Below are 24,859 nucleotides of genomic sequence, written 5' to 3' on the forward strand. Positions count from 1 at the left end.
GGAACGGCGCGGAGATATCCCAGCTCGGGAGCGGCGCGGAGCGCGCCCGGTCGCGGGGTTCAGGCCGCGGAGAGGAGCCGCTCGTCGACGACCCGTGCGAAGGCGTCGGGGGCCAACGCCGCGAGGGCCCGCCAGCCGGCCCAGGGATGCCCCATCGCGACCCACATCTCCCCGAGCAGACGCGCCGCGCGGGCTCGCAGCTCGTCGAGGGATCGCAGCGGTTCTTCGAGCGGCGGCACCCGCGCACCGAGCGTCGCCGTTCCTTCCGCCGCGGGCCGCAACTCGTTCGGCGCACTCCTCTTCTCGATCGTCGTGATCGCCTCGACGACGAGCACGAGCGCATCGACGGCGGCGTCCAGTTCCATGTCACGGTGGTGGCCGGGCCCGACGGACGCTGCCCAGCGCAGCACGTCCTCCAACATGTCGAGCGCTTCGAGGACGTCGGGCAGCGCGTCGTGACCGCGAGCCTCGGCCAGGCCCCTGGCGACTCCCGCGAGGCCGTGCACCAGGGCGGTGCCGGGATCGAGGAGATCAGCGGCCTCGCGCGCGGCATCGATGTCGCCGAGGTCGGCCAGCGCGAGAACGACCCTCACCATGGACCGGTCCCTCCAGACTCCGGGGAGATTGTCGCGAGTCGGTCTCATCCACACGCTCGCGATGGAGAGTATCGCGGCTCGAGCCTCGGAGACCGCATCGGGTACGTCTCGGAGGGCGCGGGCCGCACTCCCCATGGCCCGGCAGCGTCTCGAGTCGTCCGTTATCGACCGGGCGAGCTCGAGGGCCGCGGAGGACTCGCCGAGCGCCGCCACCGCAGGGGCGAGCGCGGCGAGCACTTCCTCCCGCAGCATGACCCGGGATTTCGCGCCGAGTTCTCCGAGTGCACGATCCTCGTCTTCCGCCCGCCTCAGCACCGGGACGACGTCGGCGGGCGGGCGGCTCCGGTCGAAGTCCTCTCCGACGACGCACGCCTCCGCCAGCGCTTCCCAGACCGCTCCGACTGCGGCTTTCCGCTCGCCACCACTCGCGAGCGCGTGCGCGATCCCCGCGAAGGCGCGCCCTCGCTGAACGGCGGCGTCGAGGCCCCTGGCCTCTGCGATAGCCGTTTCGGCGCCGTAGACAGCGACGAGGTCCGGGGCGGCATCGACGATCTCCTCATCCTGCCGGTACACTCCCGTGCCGCTCCGTGCGGCGTCGAGGGCCTCCCGAAGAGCGGGGAGCGCGGTCTCTGCCTCGCCCCGCTCCGACAGGATCAGCGCGCTTCCGCACAGCGCTGCGCTCCTCTCCTCGCCGACCGGGATCTCCCGTGCCAGTTCCAGGGCTCGCGCGGCGCTGCCCCCTCGCGCCAGCGACGCGACGACCCCGGCGCGCACATCCTGCCACCGTTGCTCCTCGGGGATCTCCCGCAGCGCCTCATACGCGGCGTCGGGATCGCCGAGGTCGGCGAGCACGGAGACGGCGGCATGGAGCACGGAGTATCGCGTCCACTCATGGTGAATCGCACGCACCGAGACGAGAGCCTCGGGCGCCAGCCGACGGGCTCCCTCGGTATTCCCCGAGCGGACCAGGGCCGAGACCGCCTCGACCATCGTGCGCCCCCTCATACCGTCCCAGGGGATCTCTCGCGCCAGGCCGACACCGAGGTCTGCGCTGCCGGCATCGACCAGGAGCGGGGCGATCACGGAGGCGATACCCCACCGATAGAAGTCCCCATCGTCGGTCTCGAGCGAGGAGAGCGCCTCGACCGTCGATGCCGCCTCACGGCACAGGGAGTCGGCGGAGGCGGCGTCCCCGGTGCGAGACGCGACACCGGCGAGGAGCGCGAGCGTCTCCGCGAACAGGGACGGGTTCTTGATCCCGCGGGCCTCGCGCAGCGCTTCCTCGGGCTCCCCGGCGCTGGCGAGCAGCTGGAGCGCGTTGCGCATCACCACCTCGGCTCCGCCGATCCCGGTGCCGTTACCGGTCTTGTCGGCGACATCGAGAGCGACGGTCAGGGCTTCGCGGGAGGTCTCGAGTGCGTCGCGCGCGACATCGCGCGCGACCTCCGTCTGCCCGGCGTCGAGCAGAGCCGCGGCGACGCTCACGAGCGCCCTCCCCCGGACCGGAGCGTAGGCGATCGCGCGGGAACCGTCCACCGCGTCCCGCAGGGCCGATTCGGCAGCTTCGGGATCCCCCGCCCGCGCCAGCACCGGAAGGAGCTCGGCGAGCGCGGAGCAACGATCTTCGGGATCGTCGATCGTGTTGACCGCCGCGAGCGCGTCGCGGGCGGCGCGGAGCGCGAGGGCAGTCCGCCCGACCTCGATGAGGGTCTCGCTGACATGCGTCAGCGCCGTCGCTCGCCTGCGGGGCAGCGGCACGGATGCCGCCAACCCGAGTGCTTCCTGCTCCTGGCCGAGCCTGGCGAAGCCGGCCGGCAGCTCGAGCGGGAACCTCGAGTTCCGCAGACTGTACAGATGGAGGTACCGGAGCACCTCGCCGAGCCGATCGAAACCGTCCCCGGCGCCGGCCCAGTGCTCGAGCAGCGACCGCGCCATCTCGGCCAACTGCCCGAGGACCTCGCCCTCTCCGTGGTCGCGCGCTCTGAGCCGCTCGATTCGTCGATCGTCGCAGACCACGGAGACCGCCTGCCCCTGGAGCGCGGCATCCGAGCACAGCAGCGCGGGATACGTCGGCGAGAGCAGATAATCCGGCGTCTCCTCGGGCCAGCCGTGCTCGGCCCACTCCGCTCCCCACCGCGCCAGACGCTCGCGCCACGGGGACAGCGCCGCGAACCGATCCGCCCGGTAGCGGCGCAGCTCGGCCTCCGCCTCGGTTCCGGATACAGCCGTCTCCTCGGGCCCCCGCACGCGCGTCTCGAGGTGATCGGTGACCACCACCCGGTCGAGCATGTCATGGCCGAGGCTGTAAGCGGGTGCGCCGTCCGGCGACTCCGCGACGGTGAACGAGCGCCCGCTGGTCGAGCTCATCAGCCGGCCGAGGTCGCGGGGATGCTGCCCCGTCAGCTCGGCGAGGTCGCGGGCAGTCAGTGCCGTTCCCGCTGCGGCGAGGCAGGCCAGGGCATCTCTGCCGTAGCGGCTCCCGTGCCGATCGGCCGTGTCGAGGATCCTGTCGATCTCGTCTGTGGCCCTGCGCTCGGCGGCGGACGCGACGGGCGACGTCTCGAGTTCCCGCCTGCGGACGCTGCGGAGCGGGTGATCGTCGCCCAAGTCCGGCGGCAGCGGCGGGTTGCTGCGCGAGGCGATCACCACCCGCACGTTGTGAGGCAGACGTTCGGGAAGGCTTGACGCGACCGACGGCTTGGGAGTCGGGAGCAGCGGCCCCTGATCCTCGTCCAGACCGTCGACGAGCAGCAGGAGTCGCTCGCCCTGCTCCGAGGCTCTCGCCGCGGCGAGCGTCAGGAGCTGCGCGAAGATCAGGCTCCTGGACTGAGCCTCGTTCGGGAAGTCGCCCCTGTCGATCCCGGCGATGAGCGCGAGCTGCGGCATCAGAGCGGCGTAGAGGGCGTCGCTGTCCGCGTAGGCGGGTTGACGCCCGATGATGAACGCCGATGCCACTCGCGCGCCCGCCGGGGGTCGGAGCGCGAGACGCGCCATCAGCGCGGTCTTCCCCGCCCACGGGCCGGCGAGCCACCACCACCACTGACCGCCGTCGTCGCCCCGAGGGGCGACGAACTCCGCGATCGCGGCGAGTTCCCGCTCGCGCCCCCGGAACTCCTCGGCGGCCAGTCTCTCAATGACGGAGGTCCGGTGGTGGCTCGCCGCGTCGGACGCGCTGACGGCGGAAACCGACGCCGCCCCTGCGCCCTCGATGAGGTGCTGCAGGTCGCGCTGCAGGCCCGCCAGACGCGCGTTCAGCTCCTCGAGCAGCGCCTCCCTGCGAGAGTCCCTCACCTCGGACCGCTCGAGGCGCTCCTGAATGTCGCCGACTCTCGCGTGCAGCAGACGGCCCTCGAGCGGGAGCGTCGACACGATCGCGTCGGTGCCCGCCTGCCGCAGTCTCGCGTTCAGGTCGTCCACGAGGGCCTCGGGGCGATCGCCGAGCAGCCGCTGCCACTCCCGCTGGGCATCGGTGAGTTCGGTCTCGCCGGGGTGCAGCAGTGCGGCGAGGTTCCGCTCGCCCGCCAGCTCGGTCAACCGCTGCCGCAGGCCTTCCCCGAGCGAGGGGGTGTGCCGGATCTCGGCGGTCAGCGCCTGCGTCAGCCGCCGACGTGCGCCGCGGTCGGCCAGCCGCTCCCGGAAGAGCGCGACCGATGCCCCGGCCGTCTCCCCCGCCGCCGCACCGGCGACCGCGCCGAAGCCGATGTTGATCGCCTCGGCGAGATCGAAGACCAGCTCCACCGCCGCCCGCTCCCGCTAGCGCATGCCGCGGCCGAGCATCTTCTGCAGCTGCGCCATCTCCTCCTCCGACGGAGCCGCGCCGCCGCCTCCGCCGAGCCCGAACCCGGACCCGCCGGCGGGAGCAGCGGCCTGCTTCGCGGCCACCCCGGCCTCCTGCTGGGCCCGCTTCGCGGGGTTGCCCGAGCGCTTCGCGCCCTTCTTCTTCGCGGGCTGCTGCTTCTTCCTGCCGCCGTGACCACCCATACCGGGCATCGCGCCCATACCGGGGATCTGGGGAACCCCGCCCTTCGCGACGGTCTTCATCATCTTCGCCGCCTGCTCGAAACGGACGATCAGCTGGTTCACGTCGGTCACGGTCATACCGGACCCCTTGGCGATCCGCAGGCGACGCGACCCGTTCAGGATCTTGGGGTTGGCGCGCTCGGCCTTCGTCATCGACTGGATGATGGCCTCGGTGTGCAGGATCTCGCGCTCGTCGAAGTTGTCGAGCTGCTCCTGCATCTTGCCCATGCCCGGGAGCATGCCCATCATCTTCTTGAGCGAGCCGGCGCCGCGCAGCTGCTGCATCTGCTTCAGGAAGTCGTCGAGGGTGAAGCTGTCGGAGGCGATCTTCTCCGCGACCTTGCGCGCCTCCTCCTCGTCGAAGGCCTGCTGCGCCTGCTCGATGAGGCTGAGCACGTCGCCGAGGTCGAGGATGCGGCTCGCCATGCGATCCGGGTGGAACGGCTCGAAGTCGTCGAGCCCCTCGCCCGTGGAGGCGAAGAGGATCGGGCGGCCGGTGAGGCTGCGGATCGAGAGGGCCGCACCGCCGCGGGCGTCGCCGTCGAGCTTGGTGAGCACGACGCCGGTGAAGTCGACGCCCTCCTGGAACGCCTTCGCCGTCGCCACCGCGTCCTGACCGATCATGGCGTCGATGACGAAGAGCACCTCGTCGGGGTTCACGGCCTTGCGGATGTCGGCGGCCTGGCGCATGAGCTCGGCGTCGACGCCGAGGCGGCCCGCGGTATCGACGATGACGAAGTCATAGTGCTTCGCCTCGGCCTCCCTGACGCCGTCGCGGGCGACCTTCACCGGATCCCCGACGCCGTTGCCCGGCTCGGGCGCGAAGATCGCGACACCCGCCTGCTCGGCGACGACGCCGAGCTGGGTGACCGCGTTCGGGCGCTGCAGGTCGGAGGCCACGAGCAGCGGCGTGTGTCCCTGCCCCTTGAGCCACTTGGCGAGCTTGCCGGCCAGGGTCGTCTTGCCCGCGCCCTGGAGGCCGGCGAGCATGATGACGGTCGGCGGGTTCTTCGCGAACTGCAGTCGGCGCTGCTCGCCGCCGAGGATGCCGACCAGCTCCTCGTTCACGATCTGGACGACCTGCTGCGCCGGGTTCAAGGCGCGGTTCACCTCGTCGCCGAGGGCGCGCTCGCGCACCCTGCCGGTGAAGTCCTTGACGACGTCGAGCGAGACATCCGCCTCGAGCAGCGCGCGCCGGATCTCGCGGACCGTGCCGTCGACGTCGGCGGCGGAGAGCTTGCCCTTGCTCCGCAGGTTCTTGAAGGTCTCGGTGAGCCGCGCAGACAGGTTTCCAAAAGTAGCCATGGTGCCATCGATTCTACCGGGTTCGCGCGCGGGCCCGTCCCGACGCACAGCGAAGCCCCCGCTTGGGCGCCTATCGTGCCGGGTATGCCACATCGAGCCGCGGGATCAGCCGTCGTCGTCGCGGCGTGCCTGCTCGCCGTCGGCTGCGCCTCCGCGCCGCCGCGCTCGTCGCCGCCTCCGCTGCCGGAGCCGGCCGAGGGCGCCATCCGCATGGCGGCCGTGGGCGACTCGATCACCGACGGCGACAGCATCGACCTCGCGGGCGGCTCCCCGGGGCCGCAGTCCTGGGTGAGCTACGCGATCGGACCCGAGGTCGAGTTCGTCGGCGGATGGGCAGAGTGGGGCGCGACGACCGAGCGCATGGCGGATGCCGTGCGCGGGCCGCTCGACGCCGACGTGCTCGTCGTCCTGGCGGGCACGAACGACGCGGGCTGGACCGGGCACGAGCAGATCGGCGACAACCTGACGAGGATCGTCGAGAACGCCGGCGTCGAGACGGTGCTGCTGTCGTCGGTGCCCCCGACCGACTTCGCCGGCGCGACCAAGACGGATCTGAACGCCTACCTCGAGCGCTTCGCCGACGATCAGGGCTGGGCGTGGGTGGACGCCGCCGCCGGCCTGCGCGACGGCGACGCGTTCTCGGACGGCATGAGCTACGACGGGGTACACCTGACAGAGGAGGGCGCCCGCGTGCTCGGGACGGCGATCGGCGAGGCGGTCGTCGACGCCGCCGGGCGGTGAGTCACCCCACCAACTGCTGGGCGAAGACGTGCGGGGTGAAGCCCGTCAGGTCGCCGATCCCCTCGCCCTGGCCGATCAGCTTGATCGGCAGCCCGGTCTTCTGCTGCACCGACAGCACGAAGCCGCCCTTGGCCGAGCCGTCGAGCTTCGTCAGCACGAGCCCGGTGACCCCGGCGTGCTCGATGAAGGCTTCAGCCTGCGCCAGCCCGTTCTGCCCCGTGGTCGCGTCGAGCACGAGCAGAACCTCGGAGACGGGCGCCTGCTTCTCGATGACGCGGCGCACCTTCGAGAGCTCGTCCATGAGCCCGCCCTTGGTCTGCAGTCGACCGGCCGTGTCGATGATCGCGACATCGTAGCCGCCCTCCGTCGCCCGCTGCACGGTCTGGAACGCGACCGAGGCGGGATCCTGACCCTGCTGCTGGGGCCGCACGACGTCGACGCCCGCGCGCTCGGCCCAGGTGGCGAGCTGCTCGACGGCGGCCGCGCGGAACGTGTCGGCCGCCCCCACGACCACCTTGCGGTCGAACGTGGTGAGGTACCTGGCGAACTTGCCGATGGTCGTGGTCTTGCCGACGCCGTTGACGCCTACGACGAGCACCACGGCGGGGCGCTCCTGCAGGCGCAGGGTCGGGTCGAACTTCGCCAGGCGATCCTCGATCGACTCGCGCAGCATGAGCCGGAGCTCTTTCACCTCCGTGACGTGGTGCCGGTCGACCTGGGCGCGCAGCTCGTCGAGGATCGACTCCGAGACGTCGGGCCCGAAGTCCGCCGTGATGAGCGCGGTCTCGAGCTCGTCCCAGGTGTCCTCCGTGATCAGCTCGGGGCCGCTGAAGATGTTGCGGAATGCCTTGGAGAAGGACCAGGATCGCTCAGCCATGCCTCGATCCTACCGGCGCTGCTCCCCCACCGCCGAAAGGCGGGAACGCCGCCCCGAGGAGCACGCCCCTCATCGGGAGGCCAGGCGCTCCAAGCGGTCGAGGCTCCACTCGTAGCGCTCCAGCCAGACGAAGGCGTGGATCCAGCTCTCGACGCTGTACACCCCCGGATGCGCCCGGATGCGCCGCACGATCGCCGTGTAATCGGCGAGCGAGCGCGCCGCGATCGTCGCGATGAGCCCGTAGCGGCCCAGGGTTCGCGCGGCGAACTCGATGGTCGGGATCCCGACCAGGAGCTCCTCGACCGATGCCAGGTCGTGCTCCTCGCCCGTGAGCATGATGCCGACACCCGTGAGCACCGAGTTCGTCGCCCGCCGCCGGCTGCGCACCGCGCCGATCCGCATGATGCGCGAGTCGAGCAGCCGCAGCACGCGCGCGCGGCAGGCCGACGCGGAGCGCCCGGTGCGCCGGGCGAGCTCTCCGAACGTGAGCCTGCCATCCGTCTGCAGCTGCGCCATGAGCGCGATGTCGAAGTCGTCGAAGACGAGGTCGTTCGGCTCCGGATCCTCTCCGAGCCGCAGGCGGCGCAGCACGCGGTCGTAGACCGAGAACTGCACCCCCGCCACCCCCGGGATCGACTGGATCTCGCGCACGGAGCGCCCCACGTCGTCGAGGTCGGCGGCCCAGACCTCCACCACGGCCTGGGACTGCCCGCTGATCTCCGACAGGAAGACGACGTTGGGGAACTCTCCGAGCTGCTCGAACACCGGCGAGGTCGGCCCGTTGATGCGCAGCTGGAGGTTCACCTGCACCGGCAGCCCCACCGCCCGCGGATGCACGGCCGCGAGGATCCGGATCTCGCCCGAGGCGAGCAGCTCTCCCACGCGCTGGGCGACGAGCGTCCGGTGCACGCCGAGCTGCGCGGCGAGCGTCGAGAACTGCGCGCGACCGTCGAGCTGCAGGGCGCGGATCAGGTCCTCGTCGAATTCGTTCACGTGTCAGATGATGCCAGAAATCACGTCGCCGTTCCTGACAGAACAACGCGACAGCCCCGAGATTCAGCGCGAATAGACGAGAAAATGCCGCGACGATCCGACATCTATGCGCGCTCGATATCGATTTCCGGTTTTCCGCGTACCGATCGCCGCCGAATGGACGTACTCTCATATCAATTCGACACGAAGGAGTTCCCCCGTGCGCAAGCTCGCGTTCACCCAGGCCCCGACGCTCTCGGCACCGAAGATCATCACCGCGGCCCGTATCCACGCCCTCGACGACGGAGGCACCACTCCCGAGGCGTTCCTGGTGATCGACGACCGGATCCGTCATGTCGGCTCGGTCGACGCCTGCCGGGCGGCCGCCGCAGAGGTGAGCGCGCTCGCCCCCGAACTCGTCGACCTCGGCGACGCCACCGTGGTACCGGGATTCATCGATGCGCACGCCCACCCGCTGATGCTCGGACAGATGATGAGCTGGGTCGACTGCGGCCCCGAGAAGGCCGGGTCGATCCCCGAGATCGTCGCGCTGCTGCAGGAGGCCGCGAAGACGCTGCCGGCCGGCCGCCCGATCCGAGGCTACGGCTACGAGCAGCGCAACCTCGCCGAGCGCCGTCACCCCACCCGCTTCGAGCTCGATCAGGTCGCCACCGACCGCGAGGTGTACCTGATGAACGCCTCGGGGCACGGCGGCGTGGTCAACAGCTACACCTTCGAGCTCCACGGCGTGACCCGCGACACCCCGAACCCCCAGGGCGGCGAGTTCTTCCGCGACGCCGACGGGGAGCTCACGGGCGAGCTGTCGGACGCGGCGTGCAACGTGCTCACGGGGCTCGAGGGCGTGAAGATCGGCCACCACGGCCCCAACTTCCACCTCGCCGACGAGCCCGAGGAGCACAAGCGGCAGCTCGCCGCGGCGCAGGAGAACTTCCTCGCCGGCGGCGTCACCGCGATCGGCGACGCCCAGGTCAGCCGCCGGGAGTTCGACATGTACCTCCGCCTCGCCGAGTCGGGCGACCTCAAGGTGCGCGTGAGCATGTACCTGCTCTCGCACCTGCTCGACGAGGCCATCGAGATGGGCCTCCACGGGCAGTTCGGCAACGAGCACCTCAGCTTCGCCGGCATCAAGTTCTACTCCGACGGCACGCTCGGCGGCTGGACCGCCTATTTCCCCGACGGCTACGTGGGCGACCCCTGCCGCACCGGCCAGCTGTACCACGAGCCCGGCGACTACGCCGAGCTCATCAGGAAGGCGCACCGCGTCGGCCTGCAGACCGCGACCCACTCCCAGTCCCCGACCGCGCTCGAGATGGTGATCGGCGCGATCGAGGCGGCGCTCGCGGATCGCCCCGACGCCGACGCCCGCCACCGCATCGAGCACTGCGGCCTGCCCACCCCGGAGCAGATCGAGCGCATGGCGCAGGCGGGCATCTACCCCGTCAACCAGCCGCAGCACCACTACAACTGGGGCGAGGGCGTGGAGCAGGCCATCGGCACGCCCGGCGAGCGATTCAACCCCCTCGGCGAGTTCGAGCGCGCGGGCGTGCCCGTCACCATCTCGTCCGACGCGCCGGTCGCAGATCCGCGGCCGATGGAGGCCGTGCAGGCCGCCGTCTCCCGGATCACCCGCCGAGGCACGCAGCTCGGCTCCGACGACCTCGCCGTCTCGCTCGACACGGCCCTCCGCGCGCACACCATCTCGGCGGCCCGCGCACTGGGCCGCGAGGACGAGCTCGGCAGCATCGAGGCCGGCAAGCGCGCCGACTTCGCCGTGCTCGACCGCGATCCCCACGCGACTCCCACCGCGGAGCTCGCCCAGGTCTCCGTCGCCGAGACCTGGGTCGGCGGCGAACGCGTCTTCGCCCGCTGACCCTCCCGGGCGGGCGCACCCGCGCCCGCCCTCCCCCTCCGAGAACCTCACCCCCTGCCGGCATCCAGCAAAGGAGCTCACATGTCCACCTCGACGGCCGCTGCGCCGAACTCCCACAGACGCGCGCTGAGAGGCGGCATGGCCGCCCTCGTCGGCACCTCCATCGAGTGGTACGACTTCTACGTCTACGCCACGGCGGCGGCGATCATCTTCCCGCACGTCTTCTTCCCCGAGGCCGAGCCGGCGCTCGCCACGCTCGCCTCCTTCGGCACCTACGCCGTGGCCTTCTTCATGCGCCCGATCGGCGGCATCGTCTTCGGCCACATCGGCGACAAGCTCGGCCGCAAGCCGGCACTCACCATCACGCTGATCCTCATGGGCGTCGCCACGACGCTCGTCGGCGTGCTGCCCGGCTACGCGACTATCGGCATCTGGGGCCCGATCCTGCTCATCATCTGCCGCATGGCCCAGGGCCTCGCGGTCGGCGGCGAGTGGGGCGGCGCGAGCCTCATGGCCGTCGAGAGCGCCCCGCCGAAGTGGAAGACCTTCTACGGCGGCTTCACGCAGGTCGGCAACCCGCTCGGCGCCATGATGGCGACGGGCGCGTTCTGGGCCCTCTCCGCCCTGGGCGAGGATGCGCTGCTGAGCTGGGGCTGGCGCGTGCCCTTCCTCTTCAGCATCGTGCTCATCGCCGTCGGCTTCTGGGTGCGCTACCGCGTCGAGGAGACCCCGGTGTTCGAGGCCAAGGTCGAGGGGCAGGAGCAGTCCACCCCGCTGCTCTTCGCGCTCAAGAACAACTGGCTTCCGATCCTGCTCGGCTTCTGCATCATCGCGATGTCGTCGGGCGGCTACGTCATCGCGACGACCTTCGTGCAGAACTACGCCGACACCCCCGAGATCGGGCTCGATCCCTCCATCATCCTGGGCGCCATGACGATCGCCTCGCTCGTCGAGTTCATCGTGACCCTGCCGATCGCGGCGCTCGGCGACAAGATCGGCCCGAAGACGGTCATGTACCTCGGCATCATCCCGTCGTTCATCGTGATCATCCCGCTCGTGCTCTCGATCCAGGCGAAGAACATCGGGTTGATCTGGCTGTTCGTGATCCTGATCCGCGTCACGCTGAGCGGCGCCTGGGCGCCCCTGTCGACGCTCATGGCGCAGATGTTCCGCCCCCAGTCGCGATACACCTCGATGTCGCTCTCGTACGGCATCGGCGCCGCCGTGTGGGGCGGTCTGTCGCCCGCCATCGCGTCGACGCTGCTCATCGCGACCGACGGCAACTTCTGGTCGGTCGTCGGGTTCTTCGGCGTGCTCACCATCGCGGCCTTCATCGGCGTGCGCTTCGCACCGCAGCACTCGGACACGGCCCCGGTCACCGGGTCGTTCACGCCGCGCCTCGACACCACCGCGATCGACACCCAGGACGACTGAGCCGGCGCCGCTCCGGCGCGACCGACCCGGCGGTGCCGACGCGACCGCGCCGGCACCGCCGGGTCCCACACCCCGAGCTCCCACCACTACCAACGCGAGGAACAGCATGGAAACCACCCCCAAGCGCACGACCGGATGGGTCGTGATGGAGGCCCTCCGGGGCTACGGCGTCGACACGGTCTTCGGCATCCCCGGCACGCACAACCTCGAGTTCTACCGCCCCCTCGGCGCGCTCGGCATCCGGCCGGTCACCGCCCGCCACGAGCAGGGGGCCGGGTACGGTGCCGACGGCTGGTCGCTGCAGACCGGGAAGCCCGGCGTCGTCGTCACCACGAGCGGCCCCGGCCTGCTCAACGCGCTCTCCGCCGCCGGCACCGCCTACTGCGAGTCGCGGCCCATGATCCTGCTCTCCCCGGGCCCCGCGCTCGGCGCGGAGTTCGCCGACAACGGCACACTGCACGAGACGAAGGACCAGCTCGGCGCCGCCTCGGCGATCGTCGAGTGGGGCCGCCGCGTGCGCTCGGCCGAAGAGGCCGTCGCCGCGGTGCACGACGCCTTCGAGCTCTTCGCGACGACACGCCCGCGCCCCGTCTACATCGAGGTGCCGCTCGACGTGCTCGAGGAGGAGACCGATCTTCCCGCGATGGCGACCGCGCCCCGCGAGTTCGCGGCGCCCGCCGCCCCCGCCGCCGACGTCGTGGCCGAGGCGTCCGCGCTGCTCGCCGCAGCCGAGCGGCCCGTCATCCTCGCGGGCGGCGGCTCCCGCGGCGCCACCGCCGAGCTGCGCGCCCTGGCCGAGCGTCTGGCCGCACCGGTCGTGACCACCCTCAACGCGAAGGGCGTGCTCGACGAGCACCACCCGCTCGCGGTCGGCTCGAACCTGCGGCTCGCCGCGGGGCGCCGGATCGCGCAGGATGCCGATGTGCTGCTCGTCGTCGGCTCGAAGCTCGGCGAGGCCGAGCTCTGGGCCCCGCGCCTGGAGGCCGGCGGCACCGTGATCCGCGTCGACCTGCTCGCCTCCCAGATCGACAAGAACCAGACGTCCGATCTCGGGATCGTCGCCGACGCGGCGGCCGCGCTCGGCGCACTCCTCGAGGCGCTGCCGGCCGCCGAGCCCCCGGCCGAGCGCACCGACCGCGCCGAGGCGCGGGTGCGCGAGACCCTGGCGGCCGTGCGCGCCGAGTGCGCCGAGCTCTCCCCCGGCAACACCGCCCTGGCCGAGAGCATCGCCGCGGCGCTTCCCGGGAACGCGATCGTCGCCACAGACTCCTCGCAGATCGCCTACTGGGGCCTGCTCAACACCCTGCGCGTCTCGGAGCCCGACTCGACCCCGTACATGGCGACCTACGCCACGCTCGGCTACGGACTGCCGGCCGCCCTCGGCGCCCGCATCGCAAACCCCGAACGCCCGTCGTTCGTCGTGATCGGCGACGGCGCCCTCATGTTCTCGATGAACGAGTTCATCACCGTCGTCGAGCAGGGCGAGGACGTCACCGTGATCGTCGTCGACAACGGCGGCTACGCGGAGATCAAGCAGAACGAGGCCGATGCGGGGATCGCCCCCGTGGGCGTCGACCTCGTGCAGCCCGACTGGGCGGCGGTCGCCGACGCCTTCGGCGGCACCGGCCGCAGGGCGGCCGACCCGGGCGAGCTCTCCGCAGCCGTGGACGCCGCCGTCGCGGCGGGCGGCCTGCAGCTGATCCACATCGACCAGGCCGCGTTCTCGGCCGCCGAGGAGGCCTGAGCCGTGACCGGGACCGCTCGCCCCGTCGCCGTCTACACCGACGTCGACGACACCGATCCGACCATCGGCATCCGCCTGCTGGAGGCCCACGGCTTCGAGGTGCGCGTGCTCGGCACCCGCGACGCCGAGGAGATCATCGCCGGTGCGCAGGACGCCGTCGCGCTGCTCCCCGGCTACGCATCCGTGACCCGGGAGATCATCGAGGCCCTGCCGCAGCTGAGCATCGTCTCGCTCATGTCGATGGGCTTCGACTACGTCGATCTCGAGGCCGCGACCGAGCGCGGCGTGTGGGTCACCAACGTGCCGGGCGCCGCCACCGAGGAGGTCGCGACGCACGCCCTCGCGATCCTGCTCAGCAGCGTGCGTCAGCTGCCCTTCTACACCGGCTCGGCCAACCCGGTCGACTGGAACGATCGAGCGGAGTCGGCTCCGCCGCGCCTGAGCGAGATGACGCTCGGCATCGTCGGCCTCGGCAAGATCGGACGAGAGCTGGCGCGGATCGCCGGGCCGCTCTTCGGCTCGGTGGTGGGCTACGATCCGCTGCTCCCCGACACTCCCGAGGTCCGGGCGGATCTCGAGGCGCTCGGGGTCGGGCGCACGAGCCTCGAGGAGGTGCGCCGTACGGCGAACGCCCTCTCGCTGCACCTGCCGCTCACCGATGACACCGCCGGCATGATCGACGCCGAGTTCCTCGGCGAGATGCCCCGGGGCTCGGTGCTGGTGAACGTCTCGCGCGGCGGGCTCATCGACAACGACGCCCTCGTGGCGGCGCTCGACGCCGGGCGGCTCTCCGGCGCGGCGCTCGACGTGCTCGATCAGGAACCGCCGGCGCCCGGCCACCCGCTCCTCGATCGCGACGACATCGTGCTCACGCCCCACATCGCCTACTTCTCCGCGCGCACCGAGATCGAGTACGTGCGGATCCAGGCGCAGAACGTGATCACGCTGCTCGAGACGGGCGCTCCCGACTCCCCGGTCAACCGTCCGGCCGCGTAACGTCGGCTACTCCTCGCGGCCGACCCGCTGCCCGACGACCGCCGAGATGCCGTCCTGCCGCATGGAGACGCCGTAGAGGGCGTCGGCGATCTCCATGGTGCGCTTCTGGTGCGTGATCACGATCAGCTGCGAGCTCTCGCGCAGCCGCTCGAAAACCTGCAGCAGACGCCCCAGGTTGGCGTCGTCGAGTGCCGCCTCGACCTCGTCCATGATGTAGAACGGGCTGGGGCGCGCCTGGAAGATCGCGATGAGCCACGCGACTGCGGCGAGGGATCGCTCGCCGCCCGAGAGCAGCGAGAGCCGCTCCACCTTCTTGCCCGCGGGCCGCACCGTCATCTCGATGCCGGTGTTCAGGAGGTCATCGGGATCGCTGAGGGCGATCTCGCCCGAGCCGCCCGGGAAGAGGATCGGGAAGACCTCGGCGAACGCCGCGCGCGTGTCCTCGAACGCCGCCGCGAAGATGCCCTGCATCTTCTCGTCGAGCTCCTCGATGATCGTGGCGAGATCGGCTCGCGTCTTCGTGAGGTCCCTGAGCTGGTCCGAGAGGAACCGGTGCCGCTGCTCGAGCGCCGCGAACTCCTCGAGCGCGAGCGGGTTGATGCGGCCGAGCTCGCTCAGGCGTTTCTCCGCGCGCGCGAGACGCCGCTCCTGCTCCGCCCGCACGAAGGGGACGCCCCGGGCACCGTTCGGCTCGGGATCGGCGCTCCCCCGTTCGACGTCGGCGGTTCCCGGCTCCGGTCCCTCGCCGGCCTCGGGCCGGCTCTCCGGTCCGCGCAGCACCGCGAGCTCGGCGTCGAGCTCCGCCTCCAGCGCGGTCCGGGGCGGCTCCGCATCGTGCTCCGCCTCCGGCGCGGTCCGGGGCGGGTCGGCGTCGTGTCGATCTGCGCGTGAACCCACGGGCACCGGTTGATCGGGCCCGTACTCCGCGATCAGCACGTCCTCGACCAGCCCGAGCTCGGTGCCCGAGCGCTCGAGCAGCGCCGAGAGCTGCAGCTTCCGCTCGTAGCTTTTGAGCTCCGCGCCGTGCACCCGCTCGGTGAGGCTCTGCAGACGCAGGCGCAGCTCCGACTCCTCGGAGCGCAGCAGGGTCAGCTCCTGGCTGTGCCGGGCGCGCTCCTGCTCGGCGGCCTGCTGGGCGAGGCGCGCCTCGGACAGCGAGCGGTCGCAGGCGTCGATGATGGCGGGCAGCAGCGCGGCGACCCGCTCGGCGCGCGCCACCTGCCGCGAGCGCAGCACCGCCCGACGTGCGGCCTCCTCGGCGGCTCGGCGCTCGGCCTCGAACTGCTCCACCAGGGTCCTGTGGTGCGCCGCGCCCGCCCGGGCGCGCTCGCGCGCGGTCTCGAGATCGAGCCGTCGCTCGACCTCTGCTGAGCGGGCGCGCTCGAGTTCCGCGAACAGCCCGTCTCGCTCGCTCGCGTCGAGGATCGGCCGCGGCGTGGCCTCGGCCTCGGCATACGCCTGGGCTGCGCGCTCCGCCTCGGCGCCGGCCTCGGCCTCCGAATCCGCGACCGCGGCGAGCGCCTGCCGCGCGCGCTCCGCCTCCGCCTGCCCCGTCTCGGCGCGCACCACGAGCTGCTGGCGCTGCTTCGCGACCTCGGCGAGGCGGGCGTCCGCGGCGCGGAGCTCGGTGTAGGCCTGCTGCGCGTCGCGCTTCGCGCGGTTCGCGGCCTCGCGCGTCTCGGCGAGCTCGGCGCTCAGCTCCTCGATCTCCGCGACGACGGCGTCTCGGCGTTCGACGGCCTGGTCGTGGTCGGCGGTGAGTTCGATGCGCGAGGGAGCGAGCCCGGACCCGCCGGCGAGGGTGTGGCGGGTGAGCACGTCGCCGGGCGCGGTCACGACCGTGTAGCCTCCGCCGGGCCAGCGCCTCCGCAGTTCGTCGGAGGCGTCCAGGGCCCCCGGGAGATCGTCGACGATGTAGCTGCGGGCGAGGAGCCCCAGCACCCCCGCCGGCGCGTCCTCGATGACGTCGACCGCGCGCACGGCGCCCGCCACCTCCGGTGCGCCGTCGTCGGGGTCCGGACCAGCGCCCTCGGCCGCCTCGGCTCCGGCGATCACGGCGCGGAGCACCCCCAGGTCCCCCTCGTGCGCTGCTGTCACCGACGCGGCCGCAGTCGTCGCGTCCTGCGCGAGCAGCGCGTCGCCGAAGCTGCCGAGCGCGGCGCCGACGGCCGCCTCGTAGCCCGGTCTCACGCGCACGTGATCGGCGACGCGGCCCCGGATCCCGGCCGGCTCGTCGGCCAGCAGCGCGGCCGACGCGTCCCGCTGATCGAGGGAGCGCGCGAGCGCCCCGATACGGGCGTCGAGGCCGGCCCGCTCCTGCTCGAGGCCGTGCAGCCGCTCCCGCAGCTCGTCGCGTCTGTGCTCGGCCTCGGCCTGGCGATCCTGCGCCGCCCGATACGCGTCGTCGAGGCCCTCCTCGGGCGGGCCCTCGCCTCCCCCGGACTGCTCCTCGAAGTCCTCGAGCCGCCGCTGCGCCTCGGCGGCGCGCTCCTCGGCCTGCGCGACCGCCTGCTCGCGCCGACGCACCTCCTGCGCCACGGCGGCGCGCTTCTGCTCCGCGGCCTCCGCCCGGCCTCGCAGTTGCGAGAGCTGCAGATCGTGCTTCGACACGAGCGCGCTCTGCGCGGCGAGGTGCTCATCGATCGCGTCGAGGACCTGTTGCGCGCGCCGCGTCGCCGATCCGGCGAGCTGCCACGCATCCTCCGCCGCGGGGATCAGCCCTTCCAGGCGCTCCGCCTCCTCCTGCGCCTCGGCGACCGCCGCCCGGCTGACACGCCCCAGCTGCTCGGGTGCTTCGGCCTGGGTGGCGAGAAAGGTGAGGCGCTGCTGCGCCTGCGAGTACAGCCCGCGCAGCTTGGAGAGCGCCGATTCGAGACCGAGCGTCACCCGGCGGGCGGCATCGAGCTCGTCGCTCTGCTGCTCCTGCTCGAGCCGTCCGATGCGCAGCTGCTTCTGCTCGACCTGCTCCTGCAGCACGATGCGCTCCGAGTGGCGCTCGGCCTCGTCCTTGGCGAGCTCGTCGAGCTCGGCGCGAAGCCGGAACACGTCGTCGGCCAGGAGCCTCGCCTTGGCGTCGCGCACCTCGGCGGCGATCCCCTGCGCGGCCCGGGCCACCTCCGCCTGACGCCCCAGAGGCTTCAGCTGACGCCGGATCTCCCCCGCGAGGTCGTTCAGGCGGGTGAGGTTCGTCTCCATCGCCTCGAGCTTGCGCAGGGTGCGCTCCTTGCGGCGGCGGTGCTTGAGAATCCCGGCGGCTTCCTCGATGAAGCCGCGCCGGTCCTCCGGGGTGGCGCGCAGCACGGCGTCGAGCTGCCCCTGCCCCACGATCACGTGCATCTCGCGCCCGAGCCCGGAGTCGCTCAGCAGCTCCTGGACGTCGAGCAGGCGACAGCCCTCCCCGTTGATCGCGTACTCGCTCGAACCGTTGCGGAAGAGGGTGCGGCTGATCGTGACCTCGGAGTACTCGATCGGCAGCGCGCCGTCGGAGTTGTCGATCGTGAGGCGCACCTCGGCGCGGCCGAGCGGGCCCCGGGTCGAGGTGCCGGCGAAGATGACGTCTTCCATCTTGCCGCCGCGGAGGGTCTTGGCCCCCTGCTCCCCCATGACCCAGGCGAGGGCGTCGACGACGTTCGACTTGCCGGAGCCGTTGGGGCCGACGATGGCGGTGACGCCGGGCTCGAACTGGAAGGCGGTCGGCTGTGCGAAGGACTTGAAGCCCTTGAGCGTGAGGCTCTTGAGGTGCACGCCGCCCCCTTCCCGGATCTCCGCCGATTCGCTCGCCACGCCGCTGCGGCGGACGCTTGAAACGTTACCGGATCAGGGCGCGATTCCGCGGGATCGCGCTGGCGGTGCGGGATCGCGCGGCCGGTGCGGGATCGCGGGAGTCGTTCGAGGACCCGCGATCCCGCGCACTCTCGGTTCGAACCGGATCCTCAGCCGCTCACCCGCTCGATCACTCGTAGGAGTAGAAGCCGCGCCCGCTGCCCTTGCCGAGGTATCCCTTGTCGATGTACTCGCGCTTGATGTACTCGGCGAACTCGCGCTGCTCGGGATCGTCGCTGTCCTTCCCGAGGGTGTACGGCGTCATCATGCCGACGACGTCGTAGATCTCGAAGGGGCCCATCGGCGCTCCGGTCGCGATCTTCCAGGTGCGGTCGATGTCCTCGGGAGTGGCGACGCCGCGCACGAGGAGACCGGAGGCGGCGTTGAGGAACGGCACGAGCAGCGAGTTGAGCACGTACCCCGGCTGCTCCTTGTGGATGCGGATCGGCACCATGCCGATCTCCTCGGCGAACTGCGCCACCTGCTCGAACACCTCGGGGTCGGTGCCCGCGTGGCCCATGACCTCGCCGGTGTTCTTGGCCCACACCTCGTTGGCGAAGTGCAGCGCGAGGAACTTCTCGGGGCGCCCGGTGAACGGCGCGATGTCGCTCGGCAGCAGCGTCGACGAGTTCGTGCAGAAGATCGTCTTCTCGGGTGCGAGCGCCGCGACCTGCTCCCAGGTCTGCTGCTTGATGTCGAGCCGCTCCGGCACGGCCTCGATGATGATGTCCGCGTCCTTCACCGCGTCGGCGAGGTCGGAGCTCGTGCGGATGCGCGCGACAGCCGCGTCGAGCTTCTCGGGGGTCGCATCGGGCAGGTCGCGCAGGTAGAGCGGCTTCAGGTACTCCCAGCGCGCGGGGAGCGCGCCGAGGATCTCGTCGTTCAGATCGTATGCGACGACGGTCTTGCCCGAGTACGCCGCCTGGAAGATGATCTGGGAGCCGAGCACGCCTGTGCCCAGCACGGTGAGGTTCTGCACTGTTTCGCCTTTCTCGGAGATTCCGGCCTCGTGAGCCGCTGATCCGGTCGGGCTTCCGGCGTGATGCCAGTTCGTCCGGCCTCACCCTCAGGTCTACTCTCTTTTGCTCGTCGGATGCGCGGTTTTCGCTCACGGCGGATGGCGCACCCGGGCGGGAGAATTCTGGGAGATCCGGCGGAACTCTGGAAACCGGTGCATCCCGCGCGTAGGGTCGGATCATGGCGACGCTCGATGACGCTCGCAGGATCGCGCTGGAGCTGCCCGAGACCTTCGAGAAGACGGAGGGCCACCGCGGCGGCGCGACCTGGCGCAGCAAGCACGGCACGTTCGTGTGGGAGCGGCCGCCGAGCAAGACGGATCTGGCGCGACTCGCGGAATCGGGCCGCGCGTGGCCGGAGGGCGACATCCTGGCAGTGCTCACGGACGGTCTGGAGGGCAAGGAGGAGCTGCTCGCGGCCTTGCCCCGCCTCTTCTTCACGATCCCGCACTTCGACGGATACCCCGCGGTACTGCTGAGACTCTCCGCGATCGATGTCGCGCAACTGCGCGAGGTGATCGCGGAGGCCTGGCTGCTGCGAGCGCCGCGTGCCGCCGCGCAGGCGTGGCTGGCGGCTAACCCAGCGGCATCCTCATGAGCACGCGCGGGAAGCCGTCGAGCACCGACCCGGTGTCGGCGGCCTTCTCGAACCCGGCCCGCTCGAAGAGCCGGCGCGTACCGACGTAGGCCATCGTGAGGTTCACGGGCTCGCCGGCGTTGTCGACCGGGTAGCCCTCGATGGCCGGTGCGCCGCACTCGCGGGCGTGTTCGACGGCCCCGTCGATGAGCGCGTGCATGATCCCCCGCTTGCGGTACCCGGGCCGCACCCGGAAGCACCACAGCGACCAGACGTCGAGGTCGTCGATATGCGGGATCAGCCGGTTCCGCGCGAAGCTCGTCTCGGAGCGCGGGTGCACCGCCGCCCATCCGACCGGCTCGCCGTCGAGATAGGCGAGCACACCGGGCGGCGGATCCTGCGCGCACAGCTCGCGCACGCGGTCGGCGCGTGCCGGGCCCCGCAGCGCGACGTTCTCCTTGCTGCCGATGCGGTAGCTCAGGCAGAAGCACACGTTCGAGGTCGGCTTCTTCGGCCCCACGAGCGTCGCCACGTCTTCGAACACCGTCGCCGGCCGCACCTCGATCCCCATGGACTCAGTATGGACGATGCCTCAGCGACGCTGTCTCAGCGGAACCGGCCACAGCGCCAGGGCTGTTCCAAAGTCCGCGTTCCATCGTCCTGCGCGAGATCACGAGCCGCAGGATCTGCAGCTCGAGCCCTCGCCGGCCCCGCGGATGGGCCGCCGGTCGCGAGCTCCCCTCAGCCCAGGCCCGCGATGAGATTGACCACGTTCGCGATGATGCCGACGCCGAAGAGATAGCCGAGCAGGGTCTGCGCGATCACCACACGGCGCACGTCAGTCCGGCTCACGTTCGTGTCGGCCACCTGATAGGTCATGCCCAGACCGACGGAGAAGTACGCGAAATCCGAGTACTGCGGCGGCCCGGTCTGGTTGAAGTCGATCCCGCCCCGCTCTTGCCCATCGGGACCGGGCCGGTAGTAGAGGTCTGCGTAGCGCAGCATGTAGTCGACCTGGATCAGCATCCAGGAGCTTGCGACGCTGAGCAGCGCGATTCCGGCCAGCAAGTACGCGGTCGCCCCATCCGCTCGCTGCGCCTGGGCCGCGACGACGACCACCGCGGCCAGACTGGCGACGCTGCTGACCACGGCGATCGCGGGGGCGAGCCTGCGGCCCGGATCCTCGACGGTGGGGTGAGTTCGCGTCTGGGACGGATCCATCGGCCACACGAGCAGCAGTATCCAGACCGCGTTGACGAGCGCGACGATCCCCCACCCCGCGAGCAGTCCGGCCGCGATCCCGAGCGTCGGAGCAGCGGTGGCGCCGGCGGCGACCCCGAGCACGATCGACGCGCAGGAGCGCAGGCGCAGCCGCCGTGCGCATTCCCGCGAGAGAGCGATAACTGCTCCGTTCCCCGAGGAGCGCAGCAGTTATCGCTCCCTCGCGGAGAACTCCGGGAAACGGCGCAAGCGCCTCGTGGCGTCACCGCGCGGGGTTAGGGTGGATGACATGTGCGGGCAGAGCGGCGACGAGGGCAGCGACCCGAGAACCTACTCGAGCAACAACCCAAGAAACGACCCCAGAGCCGTTCCGAGAAACGACCCGGGCAGCGGTCTGGGTCGCAAGTGCAGCGGTCCGAGTCGCAAGTGGAGCGGTGATCGGATCGGGCGGCTGAGCCTGCGGCTCGACGCGGCCTACTGCACGATCCTCGGGGCCGGGGTCGCCCTCGGCGCACCGCGGATCGCGACCGCGCTCCCCATGTCGAGCTGGCTGCTGGCCGCCCTGGGCCTCGGGGTCGTCGCCTGGGCGGGCCTGATCCTGGTCATGCTGAGCCGGCTTCCGCTGCGCACCGCCCTGCGGCTGGTCATGATCGCGAACCTGTTCGCCGCGGCCGCCGTCGCGGCGGTCTCGACGACCGGGGCGGCCCTGCTGGTGGTGCTCGCGGTGCTCGCCGTCGCAGCGGACATCACGCTCTTCGCGGGAAGCCAGGCCTTCGCCCTGCGACGGCTGCGACGCTTCCCGGATCCCCACCATCCGCGGGCGGCGGCGTGAGGGCGCGGGGCCCGGCCGCACTGCTGATCGCCTGGGCGCTGCACGACGTCGAGGAGGCGGTCATGTTCCCCTCGACCTGCGAGCGCCTGGCCGAGAGAACCGGGCTGCCCTGGCCGCGCATGGATGGCCGACAGTCCTGGGTCGCGGTCGGACTCATGGGCACCCTCGTAGCGTTCGCCTGCCGCCGCAGGCACCGAACGGGCGGACGGTCCCGGCTCTACCGCGCCGTGACGGCCGGCCTCGAGGGCCACGTGGCGACCCACTTGCTCGCGTCCGCGGCGCAGCGCTCCTATACCGCGGGCGTCGCCACCGCGTTCCCCGTCATGCTGCCCGGCGCCCTCGTCGCGCGGCACGAGCTGCGTCGGGCGGGGATCCCGCTGCGAACGCGGGATTCCCTGCTCGGGGCCGCGATCCTCATCCCCGCGGCCCTCGCCTGCCACGCGCTCGCCCGCCTCACCCCCGTGAGAGGCGCAGCTCCAGCTGGTCGAGGATGATCGCGAGACGACGAAACCCGGGGCGCTCGCCTCGCGGATCGCACCCTCGACCATGAAGCAGAGCATCCCCAGCGCGCCCGATGATCCCGCCGCCAGCCGGAGGTGCGTACGACCTCACCGTCGATCATCGCGTACACCGGCTGCCCGATCACCGTGGCTCGTCGGAGCGTCCTCGATCCTCACCGCCCGCTCCTCGTCGACCCGCAGCCGCCGCGACGCGCACCAGCCACTCCGCGAAGGTCTCCGTGCCCCGAAGCGCATCGGGCTCCGGCAGCAGGGATCCGTCGCGCTGAGCTCGGCCGAACGCGCCGCCGAGGTTGATCGGGATCACAAGACGCCCGGCGCCGCTCGCTCGGGCATACCCGCGCACCATCTCCACGAGGGACTCCTCACACGGACCGCCGAGATCTGCTGCGCGGCCCACGGGTGCGGCCTCGGCGAGATCGACGAGGCGGGCTCCGACCTCGCGCACGGCGACCGGTCGGGTGCGCATGCGCGGACTGAAATGCAGGGGCCCGCGGGCGCCCCTGCGCCACACCTGCGCGGCGAACTCGTGAAACTGCGTGGTGCGGGCGATCGTGAACGGGACGCCGCTTCCCTCGACGGCTCGCTCCTGGGCGAGCTTGCCGCGGTACAGCGGGTAGTCGCCCGCGCGGTCGCAGTTCACGATCGACAGCACGACGATGCGGGGCGGCTTCGCCCCCGCGAGCGAGCGAACGACCGCCTCGTGGAATGCGACCGGATCGTCTCCCGGCCTCACGCCGGACGCGTCGATGACGGCGTCCACCCCGTCCAGCGCAGCGGCGGCGCCGGAACCGGAGACGAGATCGATCCCCTCCGAACGCGCCAGCACGATCACCTCGTGCCCGCGCTCGCCTGCCGCGAGGGCCGCCTGCGCCCCCGCCTGACCGGTTCCACCTGCGATCGCGATCTTCATGACTCCAGACTAGAGACCGGCGGCGCGGGCGTGGAAGCGTGGACGCGCTCCTCGCCCTCGAAGACGTACGCCCCGTTCTCGATGCGGTCGATCAGACCGCGGGTCCATTCCGCGCCCGCATCCGCCGAGTGCACCCAGAGGTGCATGATCTCGCCGATGTGGCCGAACTGGCCGGGTCCGCCCTCGGGGGCGTAGTAGTCGGTGACGCTCCTGCGCCATTCCTCGAGCCGTTCCACCCGCTTCTTCAGCAAGGCCACCGCCTCCTCACGCGGCAGGTGGACGATGAATCCGATGCCGGCTGAGAGGGCGTCCATCTTCTCGTCGTGGGAGACGAGTGCTTCGCGGAGGAGGGCGAGGAACTCCTGGGTTCCCCGATCCGTGATCTCGTACTCGGTGCGCGGCGGCCCGCCCACGGTGGACGGGGCGACCTCGCGAGCCACGAGCAGACCCTGCTTGGCCATCTGCTTGAGCGCGTGGTAGATCGAGCCGGGTTTCGTGTTCGACCACTCGTGCGCTCCCCAGTGCTCCAGGTCGTTGCGCACCTGATAGCCGTGCGCGCGGCCGCGCTGGCGGACAGCGCCCAGGACGAGGAGGCGGATGGCGGACAAGCAGCGAGTCTTTCTCTTCTATTCAACTTTGACTAGTGTATCGAGCATGGCCGAGAAGACGATCCCTCTGCTCCCCTGTCAGACCATCCAGCCCGTCCTCGATTTCTACCTCGCCCTCGGTTTCGAGGTCACCTTCCTGCAGAAGAGCCCCAATCCGTTCGCCGCTGTCGAGCGGGGGGACATCGTGCTGCAGTTTTTCGGCATGAAGAAGTATGAGCCCAGCGAGTCGTACAGCACGTGTTACATCCTCACCGACGACGTGGACGGGTTGTACGAGTCATTCCGCTCCGGGCTCAAGGCCGCACACGGCAAGATCCCGAGCCGGGGCATACCGCGGATCGGACCACTCAAGGACATGTCCTACGGAGTGCGGCAGTTCTTGATGACGGACCCCGGAGGCAACTGCATCCGCGTCGGGCAGCCCATCAGCGAAGACTTCCACCACCGCCCTGCGCCTCAGGAGACCTTTGCGCGGGCGCTGCACAGCGCCGCGCTCTTCGCCGATTCCAAGGAGGATCTGGTGGGCGCGGCGAAGATCATCGACCGGGCGCTCGGACTCGAGGACGAGCATCCGCCTCCCCTGCAACTCGTACGCCTCCTCATCATGCGAGGCGACGTGGCGGGGCGTCTCGGCGATGAGACGGCGGCGGCCTCCGCACTCGAAAGGGCGGCCGCGGTCCATTTGACCGACGAGGAACGGGAATCGGTCCGCGACGATCTGGCACGGCTGGCAGACCTGACGGGTCGGCCCTGAGCCGGATACCTCGCCCGCGACT

The 24,859-nt window shown here is 71.3% G+C and carries 19 protein-coding genes; 9 read left to right on the forward strand and 10 right to left on the reverse strand.

Annotation, left to right across the window (positions count from 1 at the left end; all coding sequences use genetic code 11):
* Positions 1–59 precede the first annotated feature (59 nt).
* Both JD276_RS04235 and ffh read right to left on the reverse strand, forming a co-directional pair.
* Positions 60–4,334: a tetratricopeptide repeat protein gene (locus JD276_RS04235; RefSeq protein ID WP_200114205.1), complete on the reverse strand. Its 4,275-nt coding sequence runs from the start codon at positions 4,332–4,334 to the stop codon at positions 60–62.
* Positions 4,335–4,349: 15 nt separating this feature from the next.
* Positions 4,350–5,921, reverse strand: a complete 1,572-nt coding sequence (ffh, locus tag JD276_RS04240) for a signal recognition particle protein (RefSeq protein WP_200114207.1) — start codon at positions 5,919–5,921, stop codon at positions 4,350–4,352.
* Positions 5,922–6,005: 84 nt separating this feature from the next.
* Between ffh and JD276_RS04245 the strand changes: the two genes are divergently transcribed.
* Complete coding sequence (locus JD276_RS04245; RefSeq protein WP_200114208.1) at positions 6,006–6,662, forward strand: SGNH/GDSL hydrolase family protein; 657 nt, start codon at positions 6,006–6,008, stop codon at positions 6,660–6,662.
* A 1-nt stretch (position 6,663) separates the two neighbouring features.
* On the opposite strand, the gene ftsY is transcribed toward JD276_RS04245, so the two are convergent.
* Both ftsY and JD276_RS16295 read right to left on the reverse strand, forming a co-directional pair.
* On the reverse strand, positions 6,664–7,539 hold the full coding sequence (gene ftsY / locus JD276_RS04250; protein ID WP_200114209.1) for a signal recognition particle-docking protein FtsY: 876 nt from the start codon (positions 7,537–7,539) through the stop codon (positions 6,664–6,666).
* A 69-nt stretch (positions 7,540–7,608) separates the two neighbouring features.
* The gene (locus tag JD276_RS16295; RefSeq protein ID WP_200114211.1) at positions 7,609–8,532 is read right to left on the reverse strand and encodes an Lrp/AsnC family transcriptional regulator; all 924 of its coding nucleotides are present in this window, start codon (positions 8,530–8,532) and stop codon (positions 7,609–7,611) included.
* Positions 8,533–8,731: 199 nt separating this feature from the next.
* Here JD276_RS16295 and JD276_RS04260 point away from each other — a divergent pair, with 199 nt between their 5' ends.
* From JD276_RS04260 to JD276_RS04275, 4 genes are all read left to right on the forward strand, one after another.
* The gene (locus JD276_RS04260; protein ID WP_200114213.1) at positions 8,732–10,402 is read left to right on the forward strand and encodes an amidohydrolase; all 1,671 of its coding nucleotides are present in this window, start codon (positions 8,732–8,734) and stop codon (positions 10,400–10,402) included.
* 81 nt (positions 10,403–10,483) lie between these two features.
* The gene (locus tag JD276_RS04265) at positions 10,484–11,836 is read left to right on the forward strand and encodes an MFS transporter (RefSeq protein ID WP_200114215.1); all 1,353 of its coding nucleotides are present in this window, start codon (positions 10,484–10,486) and stop codon (positions 11,834–11,836) included.
* 106 nt (positions 11,837–11,942) lie between these two features.
* Complete coding sequence (locus JD276_RS04270) at positions 11,943–13,580, forward strand: thiamine pyrophosphate-dependent enzyme (RefSeq protein WP_200114217.1); 1,638 nt, start codon at positions 11,943–11,945, stop codon at positions 13,578–13,580.
* Between the two features lie 3 nt (positions 13,581–13,583).
* Positions 13,584–14,576 (forward strand): C-terminal binding protein, encoded by a 993-nt coding sequence (locus JD276_RS04275; protein ID WP_200114218.1) that lies wholly within the window; start codon positions 13,584–13,586, stop codon positions 14,574–14,576.
* A gap of 6 nt (positions 14,577–14,582) precedes the next feature.
* On the opposite strand, the gene JD276_RS04280 is transcribed toward JD276_RS04275, so the two are convergent.
* Together JD276_RS04280 and JD276_RS04285 are read right to left on the reverse strand one after the other, a co-directional pair.
* The gene (locus JD276_RS04280; protein WP_200114287.1) at positions 14,583–18,320 is read right to left on the reverse strand and encodes a chromosome segregation SMC family protein; all 3,738 of its coding nucleotides are present in this window, start codon (positions 18,318–18,320) and stop codon (positions 14,583–14,585) included.
* Positions 18,321–18,528: 208 nt separating this feature from the next.
* Positions 18,529–19,377 carry a 3-hydroxyacyl-CoA dehydrogenase gene (locus JD276_RS04285; RefSeq protein WP_200114220.1) on the reverse strand — a complete coding sequence of 283 codons (849 nt, stop codon included), beginning with the start codon at positions 19,375–19,377 and terminating at the stop codon, positions 18,529–18,531.
* A gap of 218 nt (positions 19,378–19,595) precedes the next feature.
* On the opposite strand from JD276_RS04285, the gene JD276_RS04290 reads away from it, so the two are divergent.
* Positions 19,596–20,012 (forward strand): MmcQ/YjbR family DNA-binding protein, encoded by a 417-nt coding sequence (locus tag JD276_RS04290; RefSeq protein WP_200114221.1) that lies wholly within the window; start codon positions 19,596–19,598, stop codon positions 20,010–20,012.
* On the opposite strand, the gene JD276_RS04295 is transcribed toward JD276_RS04290, so the two are convergent.
* Positions 19,990–20,562, reverse strand: a complete 573-nt coding sequence (locus JD276_RS04295; RefSeq protein ID WP_200114223.1) for a GNAT family N-acetyltransferase — start codon at positions 20,560–20,562, stop codon at positions 19,990–19,992. The two genes, JD276_RS04290 and JD276_RS04295, sit on opposite strands and share 23 nt — an antisense overlap.
* Before the next feature lie 170 nt (positions 20,563–20,732).
* Positions 20,733–21,335, reverse strand: a complete 603-nt coding sequence (locus JD276_RS04300; protein ID WP_307866443.1) for a DUF1345 domain-containing protein — start codon at positions 21,333–21,335, stop codon at positions 20,733–20,735.
* A gap of 166 nt (positions 21,336–21,501) precedes the next feature.
* Here JD276_RS04300 and JD276_RS04305 point away from each other — a divergent pair, with 166 nt between their 5' ends.
* Positions 21,502–22,044 carry a hypothetical protein gene (locus tag JD276_RS04305; protein ID WP_200114225.1) on the forward strand — a complete coding sequence of 181 codons (543 nt, stop codon included), beginning with the start codon at positions 21,502–21,504 and terminating at the stop codon, positions 22,042–22,044.
* Positions 22,041–22,538, forward strand: a complete 498-nt coding sequence (locus JD276_RS04310; RefSeq protein ID WP_200114226.1) for an HXXEE domain-containing protein — start codon at positions 22,041–22,043, stop codon at positions 22,536–22,538. Before JD276_RS04305 ends, JD276_RS04310 begins: the two co-directional genes overlap by 4 nt.
* 148 nt (positions 22,539–22,686) lie before the next feature.
* Here the strand turns inward: JD276_RS04310 and JD276_RS04315 are convergent, their stop codons facing one another.
* A complete protein-coding gene (locus tag JD276_RS04315) occupies positions 22,687–23,475 on the reverse strand; it encodes an SDR family oxidoreductase (RefSeq protein WP_200114228.1) in 789 nt (262 codons plus the stop codon).
* The gene (locus tag JD276_RS04320) at positions 23,472–24,083 is read right to left on the reverse strand and encodes a PadR family transcriptional regulator (RefSeq protein WP_200114230.1); all 612 of its coding nucleotides are present in this window, start codon (positions 24,081–24,083) and stop codon (positions 23,472–23,474) included. The genes JD276_RS04315 and JD276_RS04320 overlap by 4 nt, the downstream gene beginning before the upstream one ends.
* 46 nt (positions 24,084–24,129) lie before the next feature.
* Between JD276_RS04320 and JD276_RS04325 the strand changes: the two genes are divergently transcribed.
* On the forward strand, positions 24,130–24,837 hold the full coding sequence (locus JD276_RS04325; protein ID WP_200114232.1) for a bleomycin resistance protein: 708 nt from the start codon (positions 24,130–24,132) through the stop codon (positions 24,835–24,837).
* The last annotated feature ends 22 nt before the right edge of the window (positions 24,838–24,859 follow it).

It is taken from the genome of Leucobacter chromiisoli (assembly GCF_016522505.1).
Classification (GTDB): Bacteria; Actinomycetota; Actinomycetes; order Actinomycetales; family Microbacteriaceae; genus Leucobacter; species Leucobacter chromiisoli.

What these genes read in the sequence shown, in the direction of transcription:
- JD276_RS04305 (WP_200114225.1), top strand. Translation starts at nt 21,502, where the DNA reads ATGTGCGGGCAGAGCGGCGACGAGGGCAGCGACCCGAGAACCTACTCG.
- ftsY (WP_200114209.1), bottom strand. Translation starts at nt 7,539, where the DNA reads ATGGCTGAGCGATCCTGGTCCTTCTCCAAGGCATTCCGCAACATCTTC.
- JD276_RS04325 (WP_200114232.1), top strand. Translation starts at nt 24,130, where the DNA reads ATGGCCGAGAAGACGATCCCTCTGCTCCCCTGTCAGACCATCCAGCCC.
- JD276_RS04295 (WP_200114223.1), bottom strand. Translation starts at nt 20,562, where the DNA reads ATGGGGATCGAGGTGCGGCCGGCGACGGTGTTCGAAGACGTGGCGACG.
- JD276_RS04245 (WP_200114208.1), top strand. Translation starts at nt 6,006, where the DNA reads ATGCCACATCGAGCCGCGGGATCAGCCGTCGTCGTCGCGGCGTGCCTG.
- JD276_RS04270 (WP_200114217.1), top strand. Translation starts at nt 11,943, where the DNA reads ATGGAAACCACCCCCAAGCGCACGACCGGATGGGTCGTGATGGAGGCC.
- JD276_RS04265 (WP_200114215.1), top strand. Translation starts at nt 10,484, where the DNA reads ATGTCCACCTCGACGGCCGCTGCGCCGAACTCCCACAGACGCGCGCTG.
- ffh (WP_200114207.1), bottom strand. Translation starts at nt 5,921, where the DNA reads ATGGCTACTTTTGGAAACCTGTCTGCGCGGCTCACCGAGACCTTCAAG.
- JD276_RS04290 (WP_200114221.1), top strand. Translation starts at nt 19,596, where the DNA reads ATGGCGACGCTCGATGACGCTCGCAGGATCGCGCTGGAGCTGCCCGAG.
- JD276_RS04315 (WP_200114228.1), bottom strand. Translation starts at nt 23,475, where the DNA reads ATGAAGATCGCGATCGCAGGTGGAACCGGTCAGGCGGGGGCGCAGGCG.